This is a genomic window from Streptomyces sp. NPDC001530 (assembly GCF_042894545.1).
Classification (GTDB): domain Bacteria; phylum Actinomycetota; class Actinomycetes; order Streptomycetales; family Streptomycetaceae; genus Streptomyces.
The window spans coordinates 36174-48765 of the sequence record NZ_JBIAVS010000029.1; the positions used below are offsets into that span (position 1 = coordinate 36174).

Annotated in this window: 9 protein-coding genes; 8 read left to right on the plus strand and 1 reads right to left on the minus strand. The window is 69.4% G+C overall.

The features are described from left to right. Positions 1-68: 68 nt before the first annotated feature. A complete protein-coding gene (locus ACFY0T_RS42605; protein WP_388883700.1) occupies positions 69-962 on the plus strand; it encodes a hypothetical protein in 894 nt (297 codons plus the stop codon). A gap of 225 nt (positions 963-1187) precedes the next feature. Continuing rightward, positions 1188-2048 carry a hypothetical protein gene (locus tag ACFY0T_RS42610; protein WP_388883702.1) on the plus strand — a complete coding sequence of 287 codons (861 nt, stop codon included), beginning with the start codon at positions 1188-1190 and terminating at the stop codon, positions 2046-2048. 827 nt (positions 2049-2875) lie between these two features. Here the strand turns inward: ACFY0T_RS42610 and ACFY0T_RS42615 are convergent. Then, positions 2876-6217: a hypothetical protein gene (locus tag ACFY0T_RS42615; protein ID WP_388883704.1), complete on the minus strand. Its 3342-nt coding sequence runs from the start codon at positions 6215-6217 to the stop codon at positions 2876-2878. Positions 6218-6387: 170 nt separating this feature from the next. Between ACFY0T_RS42615 and ACFY0T_RS42620 the strand changes: the two genes are divergently transcribed. The 6 genes from ACFY0T_RS42620 (at position 6388) to cas6e (ending at position 12461) form a co-directional block, all read left to right on the plus strand. Then, complete coding sequence (locus ACFY0T_RS42620; RefSeq protein WP_388883706.1) at positions 6388-6567, plus strand: hypothetical protein; 180 nt, start codon at positions 6388-6390, stop codon at positions 6565-6567. Positions 6568-7341: 774 nt separating this feature from the next. After that, positions 7342-8943 (plus strand): type I-E CRISPR-associated protein Cse1/CasA, encoded by a 1602-nt coding sequence (locus tag ACFY0T_RS42625; protein ID WP_388883708.1) that lies wholly within the window; start codon positions 7342-7344, stop codon positions 8941-8943. After that, positions 8940-9488 carry a type I-E CRISPR-associated protein Cse2/CasB gene (casB, locus tag ACFY0T_RS42630; protein WP_388883710.1) on the plus strand — a complete coding sequence of 183 codons (549 nt, stop codon included), beginning with the start codon at positions 8940-8942 and terminating at the stop codon, positions 9486-9488. Before ACFY0T_RS42625 ends, casB begins: the two co-directional genes overlap by 4 nt. Further along, entirely contained in the window at positions 9485-10822 is a 1338-nt protein-coding gene (locus tag ACFY0T_RS42635; RefSeq protein ID WP_388883712.1) for a type I-E CRISPR-associated protein Cas7/Cse4/CasC, read from the plus strand. Before casB ends, ACFY0T_RS42635 begins: the two co-directional genes overlap by 4 nt. Continuing rightward, a complete protein-coding gene (gene cas5 / locus ACFY0T_RS42640) occupies positions 10819-11733 on the plus strand; it encodes a CRISPR-associated protein Cas5 (protein WP_388883714.1) in 915 nt (304 codons plus the stop codon). Before ACFY0T_RS42635 ends, cas5 begins: the two co-directional genes overlap by 4 nt. Next, on the plus strand, positions 11730-12461 hold the full coding sequence (gene cas6e / locus ACFY0T_RS42645; protein ID WP_388883716.1) for a type I-E CRISPR-associated protein Cas6/Cse3/CasE: 732 nt from the start codon (positions 11730-11732) through the stop codon (positions 12459-12461). The genes cas5 and cas6e overlap by 4 nt, the downstream gene beginning before the upstream one ends. The last annotated feature ends 131 nt before the right edge of the window (positions 12462-12592 follow it).

Below are 12592 nucleotides of genomic sequence, written 5' to 3' on the forward strand. Positions count from 1 at the left end.
TGAGAGCACCTGCGCCCCGGCGCCGGACCGAACGGCGCGGCCTGCGTCTTTGGCCGGTCGGCCCTGTCTTGGTCCTGACCTTCACCGCCGCGCTCCTGGTGGCCGCCGCGGTGTTCTTCGCCGGGTGGGACCTGCTCGGCGCCCGGGAACTCAAGCCGGAGCGTCGCATCGACTCCAAGACGCTCTTCGACCTGGTGAAGCTGTCCTTCGGCGTGGTCGCCGGGGCCGGCGCCCTGGTCGCCCCGGTCGTGGCCTACCGGCGCCAGCGGGTCGACGAGGACGGCGCTCTGCGAGAGGCCACCCGGCTGCACACCGAACGCTTCACCACCGCCGTCTCCCAGCTCGGCCAGGAATCCGCCCCGGTCCGCCTCGGCGGAGTGCACGCCCTGGCCAGCCTCGCCGACGACGCCCCCACCCGCGACCTGCGCCAGACCTGCATCGATGTCCTGTGCGCCTACCTGCGCCTGCCCTACACCGCCGAGGCCGACCTCCCGGCGAACGACGCGGAAGCCCGGCACGCCTACCTGGCCCTGCGGGAAGTCCGGCACACCGTCATCCGACTCGTCCGCGACCACCTCCGTCTGGAACCCGAGCATCCGCACTCCTGGCAGGGCCACGACTTCGACTTCACCGGAGTCACGTTCGACGGCGGAGACTTCTCCGCCGCGACGTTCTCCGGCGGTACGGTCAGCTTCACCGGGTCGACGTTCTCCGGCGGCAGGGTCAACTTCCCCTGCTCGACGTTCAGCGGCGGCAGCGTCTTCTTCGAAAACGCAGAGTTCAGGGGCGGCGCGGACCGCTTCTTCGTCGACGCAGGGTTCAGTAGCAGCTTCGACGGGTCGACGTTCTCCGGCGGTACGGTCGACTTCTCTGGCGCGACCGGCGAGGCGCCATCCGGTCTGGTGCTGCCGAGCGGATCACCGCCAGCCGGCTTGCTTCTGCCCCCGATTTGGTCCAGCTGACACTGTTACCGGCGTTCGAACGACACGCGGTCTCAGGTTGTTTGGGGCCGGAGGGTGTACGGCGCCTCGTGCCGGAGCATCCGTCGCACAGCCTCTGGGTTCCCAGGGCCGCAACGTCACGAGCGGTGCGGAGCGTGACGCCGAGCACGCGCTCACCGAGACCGGCGTGGTGCTCCTGCCATCAGCCGGCCGACCACAACGACCGCCGCGAGGAGGGAGCCGAAGATGACGCGTGAGGCCCTGCCGCGGGACCCACAGATCACAAAGGACACCCCCATGGCCGCGCTGGACGGACGCCCCGTACTGACTCGCAAGGAGCTCGCCGACACCTACGAGCTCAGCATCACCCACCTGGAGAGGCTGTACCGCGAGCGCGAGGTCAACGGCCACCCCGAGGCCGCGGGCACGATCAATCGCGCGCTGGTCTGGTACGCCGCCGACTGGCACCAGTGGTACAAGCGCCACACCGACGTCGCTGCGCTGGAGAGCCGCGCGGACCTGCACGACCGTACGGGCCTGGGTCTGAGCACCCTCCAACTGCTGTGGCGTGACAGGAAGTCCAACCGGCACCCCGAGCCGGAGAAGACCATCGGCAACACCATGTACTGGAACCCGAAGACCTGGGACACCTGGTACGAGGGCTACAAAGCCAATCAGCAGTGGCGCACGAACGTCGACCTCAGTGGAAACGCCGAGGACCTGATCTCACTGTCCGAAGCCGCCCGGGTCCTGGGCATGCAACCGACCAGCATCACCCAGTACCCGGTGAGACCGCCGAAGCACTGGCCGGCACCAGCCGAGGAGGCGACGACGGAAAAGGGCTTCGTCAAGCGAAAGTACCGGCGCGGCGACATCTGGACCTACGCCGAGCGCCGCGAGCGTGGAGGCGGCCGCCCGACCGGAACGACGGACCGCCGCTACCCCTACGACGGCGATCCCCGCCTGGACCAGGCCCGCACCGCGATTAAGGCAAACCCCAAAACTCCTGCAGCCCAACTCGCCGGCCAACTGGCCCACGAGCACGGCGGCACCGCAGGCACCTGGTCCCACATCGTCGCCAGCGCGCGACAACACCCCGAGGACTGACCCGCGGCGATCAGCAGAGAGGTCTACGCCGTAAGCACCCCTCTGGCTCCTGCCTCCTTGTCACCAGCGGGCCGGCCCTGGCCGCAGCCAAAGAAACAGCCGCCCCCGCCAGGGGGGACCATCCCCGTGGGCGCGGGGAGCAGCATGCGGCACACGGTCATGCGTGCGATGCGGAGGGACCATCCCCGCGGGCGCGGGGAGCAGACCGAACGTGTCGGGCGGACCGACTGCGTGTCGGGACCATCCCCGCGCGTGCGGGGAGCAGGGGCTGACGCTCTCCGAGCGGACCCGGGCCTGGGGATCATCCCCGCGGGTGCGGGAAGCAGTGCTCGGCCTGGATCATCTCGTAGTCCCAGTCGGGACCATCCCCGCGCGTGCAGGGAGCAGTTGCCGAAGTCGGTGAGGGCCTCCCATTCGCCGGGATCATCCCCGCGCGTGCGGGGAGCAGCCGATCCGCTCGTCGGACAGGCCGCCGTACATGGGACCATCCCCGCACGTGCGGGGAGCAGCCGGCCACATCCAACGACGGCGACGGGGCCATCCCCGCGGATACGGGGAGCAGCCGACGATGACGGCCTTGCCGGACGCCAGCTCGGGACTATCCCCGCGGGTGCGGGGAGCAGAGCCAGTACGGGGCCACCATCTCCAGAGTGGCAGGATCATCCCCGCGGGTGCGGGGAGCGGTGCGTCAGAACGCGGTCATTTCGCGCAGGCCGAGGGGTATTCCCGCGGGTGCGGGAGGTGTGGTGACGGCGCGGGCTTCGACTCATAGCCAGGGGTCATCCCTGCGGGTGCAGGGTGAGGGTCGGGGGTGGCGGGAGTGCTGTTCATGTGTGGGATTGCAGTTGTTGATGTTGGTTGAGGGTGTCGGTGACTGTGTGGAGGGCTGTGGGGTGGGTGCGGGCGAGTACGGGCAGGGCCTGGTGCCAGCTTGGGGTGTTGAGGGTTTGGTGGAGGAGGTTGTGCACGGTGGGGGTCTGGTCGAGTTGTGGCGGGTGTGTGTGGTGGGCGAGGGTCTGGAGTAGGGAGAGTGTCCAGTGGTCCTCGTCGGCGGTGACGTCCAGGTAGGTGGGGATGCCTGCCAGGTAGGTGGCGAGGGTTGCTTGTGCCGTGCCGCGGGCGGTGGGGTCGGGCAAGGCGGCTGCTGTGTCGCATGCGTGTTTGGTGTCACCGAGGGTGGCGTGGAGCAGGGCGAGCCCGGTGGTGATCGAGGGTTCTGTGCGGAGGCGGGCGCGTGCTGTGGTCTGCAGCGAGGCGATCTGGGCGTCGGTGTGTGCTCCGGCGGCACGGTCGCGCAGGACTTGGAGGAGGCTGGTTCCGGATGAGCTGAGTCTGATCTGTGGGACGTTGTCGGTGAGGATGCGGGTGCTGGTGGCCTTGGGGTTGAGGCCCATGTCGAGGGCCAGGGCGGTGCGCCGGTACAGGATGCCTGCCCTGCCGGTCGGTCTGTGTCCGTGGAATCGGGATGCCCAGTGGGTGGCTTGCTCGCCATCACCTGCGTGAGCGAATGCCTGGGCGACGAGGAGGGCTTGTGGCTGTGGGGCCGTCATGCGTTGGGTGATCGCGGCCGCCTTCTTCGTGTACTGCAGTGCCTGGCCACGGCGCCCTGCGTCCGCGTGTGCCAGCGCGGCTGAGGTGAGGACCTGAACGTGCAGGGGGGTGTCAGACAGTTCGGCCTCCAAGGCGGAGAGGAGGTCGTTTCCGGTGGCGTCGCGGGTGCTGGACAGGGCTTGTGCCAGGAAGGGGAGCCAGGGGGCGGCGGCAGATCTCTTGACGGTTCTCATCGTGAATTGCTCGAGATGCCATCGCAGTTGGGGGCCGTTTCCGAGGTCTGACAGGCGCTCGATCTCCTTGAGCAGCTTCTCGGTCTCCTCTGCCTCGGCGAGCAGGGCGTGCACTTTCTCGGGACTCTCCCCGGCGGCGAGCAGTTGGTGCGCCACCTCGGCCGACGGCGTGCTCGGCTCGCGCGGCGGCATCACGCCTCGGGCATTCCTCGCGCTTCGCGAGATGCCGGCGCGGTTTCGCTGAGCGCGACGGGCCGCCGGATCCGAGGATTCCTTGTTCACCTCGGGGTTGAACTGCAGCATGCGGCGGTGGATCGGCTCGGCCCGTTCCGGGTCGGCGGCGGCGACGGCCGCCCAGATCTCCAGGGCGAAGGCCGTGCCTTCGGCGGATTCCGCCTGGTCTTCCGCTTCGGCGGTCAACTCGTCCAGCAGCCGGCCCGCGAAGGCCGGATCGGTCCCGAGCAGCAGAGCGGCGGCCTGGGCCACGGCCGAGACGTGGTCCGGCCGGCAGATGTCGATCGTTGTGAGCATGCGGATCGCCGCGGCCGGCTGCCCCGTTGCGGCGAGGGCGACTGCGGCGCGGGGGACGATGGCCTCGCTGTCGAGCTCAGCCACCGCTTCGGTCACCGTGTTGTGCTGCTGCGCCTGTTCGGCCCACGCCGCGGCCTCGCGCGCAAGACCGGCTGCCTGGTCTGCCGCTTTCGCGGATCGGACACTGATGAGAGCCTGGACCACCTCGAGGAGCCGTACCGCTTTGGAGGCGGCATCGGAGGGCGACAGCGCGAGTGAGCGGGCGCGGGCGATGTCGCCGACCACGCCAAGAGCGTGCAGCACCTCACGCGGGACCAGCCGACTCTGCGCCTCGAGGAGTGAGCGGGAAGCGGCTGCTGATGCCAGGACCGCGGGTGTGGGTGTCGTCTGTGTGATGTGGTCGAGGCAGGCCAGGGCGACGTCGGGACGTCCCCGGTCGGTGAGGCGCAGCAGGCGGCGGTGATCGATAGCGAAGGTGGTCAGGCGGTCGAGGTCGCCACCGTTGGCCAGGAGCTCGTGGTAGCCGTGGAGCAGGTACGGGGGAGTGGATTCGGGCCAGCCTTGGGCACGGTAGCGGTCGGCCCAGGCGTGGAGGCGCTGGGTCAGCTCGGCGAGCATGTCGGGGTCCAGTGACTCCGTGGCTGCTTTGTACAGTTCTTCGTGTGCCAGGACGAAAGTGTCCGGCTCCAGGTCCTCGGGCCCGAGGACCCGCCCGGCCACACTGTGCAGCAGATCCTGCACGTTGTACGGGATCAGCGTGGGCACCGGGCCACCGGCTCCGGCCAGTTGGCTCAGGTCCTTGTGGCTGAGCCCTCCGCTGGCCAGGGCCAGGAATCCGACCACCTCGCTTACCCAGCCCCGGGAATCGCGGAACAGTGCGCTTAGGTCGTCCAGCGCGGTGCTGCGTAGGACACCGGCGTGAGGAGAAGACCGGAATCCGGGCATCTGCTCGGCTCTGCGTAACGGGTGGTCCATGGGCACGTCGCCGGGCAGAGGCGGGTGCCACCGGTGGCTGACCAGGACGCGTAGCCCCGGATGCGGCTGTGGTGGCAGCAGCGAGGCGATGCTCTCTCCGCCGCTGTTTCCGGCGTTGTCTTGCCTGGCGTCCTCATCCAGGCCGTCGACGATGAGGAGAAGGTTCCGGCCACGCGTGATGCTCGTCCGGGCGGCCTCCTCGTACAGGGCGAGCAGAGTGGCTCTGTCGGGCCGGCCCCGTCGCTTCCCTACATGCAGGCTCAGCTGTTCCACCATGGTGCCAAGGAAGGCCTCAGCGGTGTCCGTGCCGTGCTTGCGGCGGACGAAGTAGGCGACGAGGTCGACGTCGTCCGTCGCACGACTCGTCACGAAAGTGGCGAGCAGCGCGGTCTTGCCCGCCCACGGCGGCGCGACGAGGACCAGGTAAGGCGACCCTGTGCCAATCAGTGTCTGTAGCTGCTCGAGTTCGGCTTCCCGTCCTGTCAGGACCTGAGGCATGTAGGCCGCGGCGGTGTGGCAGTAGCGGAACGGCGCTACGCGGGCGGGGCGGGAGGTTTTGGGGGGCCGCCCACCACGCTTGCCGTGGCTCTCGTCCATGGCTGCCTTGATGAGCAGATCCCACTCCGCGCTGGTGCGGCGGGGACCCTTGGCACGCTCCTCCAAATAGGCAATCAGCTCGCGGTACTTGGGAAGTCTCCGCCGTGACGGCGCCGACTGGCCGTTCAACCAAGCACCCAGCGCCGAGGTGGACACCGCAAGTGCCTCGTTCAGTCGCGGGAGCGTGACCCCTGCGGCGTGCGTTCTCTTGGCTTCCTCATGCAGCGCGTTCAAGCAACTGCCCAACCGTGCGACGGCGTTCTTGGTGTTCTCGGCGTTCAATCCGTCTCCTCGTCGGAAAGTCCCCGGACACTTTTTGCGGCACGTATGACCAGCACGGATGCCAGCTGGTCGGGGCTGCCTACGTCGCCGGAAACCCGCCGGACGCGGGACAACTGGCGCACCCGCTGACCGGCAGACCCGCCGGACAGCTTGTCCGGAAGGGAACCGTCATGCCCGCACTGCCCGCCTTGGTGACCGACGCCACGGTACTGGCCGCCGCGACCGGCCTCAGCTACTCCGTGACCCTGCTCGGCGTCGCCCTCGTCTCGGTCGCCTCCCGCACGCCGGCCCGGCGCCGCGACGCACGGGCGACCCTGGCGATCCTGGTGCGGCGGACGCCCCGAGAGTGACCGGCCGATGGGCCTCGCCGCATCCGCGGCGGAAGATACCGCAACACGGAAGGATGTGTCGTAAAGACTTTCCAACTCGTCCGTGCCTCATCCGGGCGATGGCATCGTGTGAACCTGGCGGTGCTGCCCGGCGCCCCTCCCGCTGTCCCGCGCCCTGCATACCGCCCAGGGCGCGGAGCGCAGGAGGAGCGTGAACGGTGAGCGAGTGCGTACGTCGCCGGCTGAGGGAGCGCCTGATGGAAGCGAGGGGGTGGTTACGGAGACACGGCGAGGACATGGTCTGGCTGACGATTGAAGTCGTCGTCGCGACGGTGGTCTCACGTCTCATGATGCTCAGGTAAAGAGGTCTCTCCCGGCACGCGTATTGCCGGGAGAGACCGCCTCAGGCCACGGCCAGGGCCTTGCTGCCGAGGATCAAGGCATCGGGGCCGTGGCGGCTTGTGGGCAACTGCTGCGGACGATACCGGAACCTGCGGGCTCAAAAGCCGGCCAACTCCCTGCGACAGCAGGGATGGCCCGACGGAGGGAGGCGTCGGACGTCACGTCTCCGCTTCTTCCCCGCGCCTGCGGGGACGAGAGCCCTGCTGCTTGCAATCGAGCAGACGGCCCCCGGTCGGACCATCGGCGTACCCCGGCCGGCTGAGGCAGTCCAAAGAGCAGCTCTATGCCGGGGACACGCCATGGTGCTGAACGCCTCGGTCCCGGCCTGGGCGCCTGCTAGCTTTTCCTGCTCCATTCAGGTGGACGATCCGCGAGACATCGAGGTCGCACGATATGAACCTGCCTGATTTACCCCCGCTCAACGACGCGGGCGGACGGCCGCGTTGGGATCCCCGCGAGCACGTGTGCGTACGGGCTCTGTCGCTGGACGGCGAGGTCGTGGGACGGAACCTGGTGGAGCTGTTCTCGCTGGCCGAGGAGGCGGCGGACGTCGACGGGGACACCCCCGGCGAGAAGATCGCCGTCGTCGAGTTCCTGCTCGCCCTGTGCTACGCCTCGGGGGTTCACCCCACCTCGGTGCAGGAGTGGCAGCAATGGGTGGAGGAGGCGCACCCGTTGGCCGAGGTCGCGTCCTGGCTGGCGGGGCAGCCAGCGGGGGAGTGGGACCTGTTCCATCCCACCCGGCCGCTGGGGCAGAACGCTCAGCTCGCCGAGTTCTTGGCGGAACACGGGACGGGGCCGGCACAGCTGGTCATTGAACATGCCGGTGACTACAACCAGTTCGCCGATCACCACCATCTCGAGCACCCCGATCCGCTGCCCGCGGCCAAGGCGTTCCGGGCCATGCTGACCCAGCACGTCTTCGGCCTGTCCGGCCGCGCCCGGATATCGGGCAAGGCGACGCTGGGGGCTGCCGTGACCAACCTGGCCACGGGGCGGCTCGGCGGCCGGATCCGGGTCCTGGCCGTGGGGCGGACCCTGGGGGACACCCTGCGCCTCAACCTGATGCCGGCCCCCGATGAGTCGCGCGTGCTCAACCTGACGTGGACGCAGGGGCCGATCACTCGCAGAGGGTTCCAGGCCAAGCCACCGGCCCGTCCCGTGCAGGGGTACGCGGACCTGCACAGCTATCTGGGCCGTTCGGTGCTGATGAGACCGAAGGCGGGACTCGACGGCGACAGGGCCGTTGTCGACCGGGTGCTGATCGGTGCCGGTGAACTTCTCGATCTGGACGCCGAGTTGCATCTCCAGGACGCCGTCATGTCCGTCACGCGCTCGGGGGAGAAGAAGCCGCTGTGGCCGTCGGTCACCCGTGACCTGTGGCGTGAGGCGCACGCCCTCTACGCCGCGGTGGAGGAGGAGTCCGGAGGCCTTTATGCACGTCTGGCGAAGCTGCCCAGGCAAAAAAGCGCCGACCGGCATCCCGTCGACCTGCTCGCGGTCGGCCTCCTGTCGAACAAGACCACCCCGATCGGCTGGGTCACCAGCGTCTTCCCCTTCGCCCCGGGCCTGGCCCCGGTCCTCTACCAGGCGTCGCTACGCGGCTCCCAGGTGGCGGAGCACGTGGCGCGAAGCCTGGACCGGGCTGCCTACGCGGCCTGGGAAATCATGTATGCCAACCCCAAACCCGCCGACAAGAAGGCGCAGATCGCTCGCTTCGACGCCCGGGGTGAGCAGTGGAAAGCGACGGAAGAACCCTTCCACACCCTGCTTCTGGACGTCGCCGACGGGGCCATGGTCACCGACTGCATGCCCGGATATGTGGAGTGGCTCGTGCAGACGGCACGAGAGTTCCTCGGCAAACGACTGGACTCGCTTCCGAAGAACGGGCAGGGCCTCAAGGCCCGCGCTGCGGCCCTGAGGCGCTTCACGAGCGAGCTCACCAGCCCCAGGGCGCCGGCCGACCTCACTGGCTTCAAGGACGGAGAAGCATGACCAGCGCAACCGGGCGGGAATCCGCGCAAGAGGGTGCAGACGGCCTCACGGCCTGGCTCACCACGCTGGTGCACAACCGTGCATACGGCGACCTCGCCCAGCTCCGACGCGTCACGGCCGGCACCAGCGCGGGCATCCGCGCCGGCTGGTACGCCCCGGACCAGGACCACAGAGAGATCTACGAACAGGTCGCGTTCCTGTTCGCCGTCTACCACCGGGGCGTGGGACGGCCCGCTCGAGGGTTCGGCAGTCTCGGCACAGCAGCCCGCAGGATCGGCAGCCCGGGCAGCCGCGGGCCAGGGGACCCCGGCGCCACACGGCTGGTGGACCGGATCGTGGCCAGCCGGCGCATCCCCTGGCGGCACCTCCAGCACGCGATCACCCGGCTGCGCGCCTGTGAACAGCAACCGCCGTCCTGGACCGACCTCGTTGTCGATCTCGAGCGGTGGAACGACCGCCAGGCCCGCATCGCCTACCACTGGGCGGTCGACTTCCACGAGCCGTACCAAGCCGGCCCAAACCCTCAGAAGGGCAGCAGCACGTGACCGACACCTCCGCCCCGCGTGGCCAGTTCCTCTCCCTCCACCTGCTGGAGACCCTTGCCGCGGTCCTGCCCGTACGCGACGAGAACGGATCGCCGAAAACCATCGTGTACGGCGGCACCGAACGGCACATGATCACGAGCCAGGCCCGGCGCCGCGCCGAGCGGGTACACGCACGCCAGCGCGCCAACGCGGGAGTCGGCCCCCTGGCCGGCCACACCACCGGGATACGAACCCGGGAATGGGCGCTGCTCACCGCGCGGCAACTGGAGACGGCCCACGGCTGGGAGAAGGACGAGGCCCTCATTACGGCCCGGGCCGTACTGGAGGCGACGGGACTGAAGTTCGGCGACCAGGCCAAAAAGACCGTCGCCAACCTCACCAAGGTGCTCCTGTTCGCCCCCGCCGACACCGGCGAGCGGATCGCCGCGCACATCGCGGCAGAAGCCGAACCGCTGCGCGCATGGCGGGAGGAGTATCTTGCCGCGCAGAGCGCCCTCGCCAAGCCCAAACGGGGCGCCCGCAAGACACCCGAGAGCGCCGAATACGAAGACGCCGGCGGAGCGGACACCAAGGACCTGCCCCCGCTGCCCAAGCAATCACGCGCCGCGGTGCTCACCGCACTGGCCCCGCGCGACGCCATCGACATCGCCCTGTACGGCCGGTTCCTCGCCGAGATCCCCGACTCGCCCAACGTGGACGGCGCCGTGCAGAGCGCGCATGCCTTCACCGTCCAGGAAGCCGAACAGATCGACGACTTCTACGCCGCGGCCGACGACGCCAAGCTCGAGCGCAAGAAGAACGCACTGGACTTCCTGGACGCCGCAGACGACGCGGGCGCGGGAATGACCGGCTACCAGTCACTCATCTCCGGAACGTTCTACCGGCACGCCGTCCTCGACCGCCGCCGGCTGAAGAACAATCTCCAGGCCGCGGGCATGACCCGGACACAAGCGGAAGAGGCCGCGGCCGCCGCGGAGCAGGAATTCGTCACCGCATTCGTCGAGGCTTTCCCCGAGGCCAAGAAGAACTCCACCGCATCCACCGGCTCGCTGCCCGCGCTGGTACTGGCCTTCGAAGGCGAACGCCCCTACAACTACGCGGCCGCCTTCCAAAAACCCATTGACGAGAACCCCGAGGACAAGGGCGGCGAAGGACCGGCCGGACCCGCCGGCGTCAGACGGCTCCTCGACCACCACACATTCGTCGCCACCCGCCGCCCCGACATCCGCACGGCCCGCCTGCTCACCTACGACCCGCAGATCGACGCACTCCTCGACACCCTGAACTCCGAAGGAGCGACCCGGGTGGACACCATCGAGGGACTGACACCGTGACATACGTGCTGCTCATCCGGCTGGCCGGCCCCCTGCAGTCGTGGGGCACGGCCAGCCGCTTCGCCGCACGCCGCGACTCGCACAGCCGGCCCACCAAATCGGCCGTGACCGGAATGTGCGCGGCAGCCCTGGGACTTCCGAGGACCATGGCCCTCACACACCCGGCAGCACGCACAGACAACGACAACAGGGAACAGACGCGGCTGACGGCCCTGGGGGAACTGGCCCGGGCCTTCTTCGGGGTGCGCGCAGACCACCCCGGCGTCCCCGTCCGCGACTACCACACCGTCGGCGGAGGAACCTATCCACTGCGCCCCCGCGACCTCATCACCGACCACCGGCGGGCCTCCGCCGTCTCGGCAGCCCTCGACGCGGCGGCGTCGCCGGACCAGTTCGGCCACCACACGCTGGCCGGATGGTACGGCGCCCCCAAGAAGATCGCGACCGACCCTCTCTCCGGCGTGCTCATCTCCGGCGAACTGGCCCGCTCGGCCCTCATCACCGAGCGGTGGTACCTCGCCGACGCCACCTTCCTGGCAGGCCTCCAGCACGAGGACGAAGACTTCCTGAACTCCGTGGCGCGAGCACTGGAGCACCCGCAGCGCCTGCTCTGGCTGGGCCGCAAGTCCTGCCCCCCGTCCGGAACCCTGGCCCTCAAAACCATCCGCGGCGACCTCGACACAGCATTCCGCACCCACCGTCTCCTGCCCGGGCCGGACGGCACCGCCGACCCGGCGCGCAGGCCCTGGGCATGGATCCAGACCCCGCCCTCCGAACGGGGCGCCGTGCCCGTCCAGGACCAGCCGGTCAGCTTCGACGCACTGCAGCCCGAGCACACCACCCGCTGGGAGGTCAGACGCAGGCTCACCATCGCCCCGGACGCCACCGATTGGGAAGACATCATCCCGTGAACAATTCCCCGCACACCGGCACGGCCGCAGCCCGCTTCGTCGCGACCCACTCCGTGCTGACCCTGGACGCGCGCCACCCCTACGTAGCGAAGTCACTGATCGACGCCCAGGACATGCACCGCACGGTCATGAGCGGATTCCGCGGCTGGGTCACCGATGGCGACCGCGATGCCCGCGCGCAGATGGGAGTGATGTCCACGTGGTCCGTCGACCTGAAAGCAGGCGCCCTCGTCCTGGTCGTGCAGTCCCGAGTCCCCGGGGACTGGGCCGGCATGCCCCGCGGCGCGCTCACCGACAAACCGCATGTGATCACGGTCGACCGCACCTTCCGCACCGGCGACTCCCTGACCTTCCGCACAGTCGTCAACCCCATCCGCAGCCGTCCGTCCGGGCCGCCGGCCCCGGACCGTCCCCGCGGCCGCCGCGCCGCGCACACCCGCCCCGACCACGTGAAGAACTGGTTCGCACGCCGCCTCCAACCGCCCGGCGAGCCGCGCAAGGATCCCGACGGCGTCACCCGTATCGGCGCCACCGCAGAAGAGGAGTCCCTGTCCGTACGCATGCTCCCCACGGTCACAAGCGCCGGCCCCCACAAGGGTCTGCGCATCGCCCGCGCGGAAATACGGGGCACGCTCACGGTCACCGACCCAGGCGCTCTGGTCGACGCGATGACCCAGGGCATTGGGCACGGCCGGGCGTATGGCTGCGGACTACTGCTGACCCGGTAAGCGGCCAACCTCGCTCCGGCCGGGCCGACTTCGCCCCACCCGCGCGAGGATGGGCCCTGCTTGACGACCGGGTAGATACGGCCGTCCAGCTGGTCGCTGCGCGCACGTGGATGGTCCCATGCGACGCGGCC

Coding starts and splice junctions, on each gene's coding strand:
- ACFY0T_RS42610 (WP_388883702.1), top strand. CDS start 1,188: ATGACGCGTGAGGCCCTGCCGCGGGACCCACAGATCACAAAGGACACC.
- ACFY0T_RS42620 (WP_388883706.1), top strand. CDS start 6,388: ATGCCCGCACTGCCCGCCTTGGTGACCGACGCCACGGTACTGGCCGCC.
- ACFY0T_RS42625 (WP_388883708.1), top strand. CDS start 7,342: ATGAACCTGCCTGATTTACCCCCGCTCAACGACGCGGGCGGACGGCCG.
- casB (WP_388883710.1), top strand. CDS start 8,940: ATGACCAGCGCAACCGGGCGGGAATCCGCGCAAGAGGGTGCAGACGGC.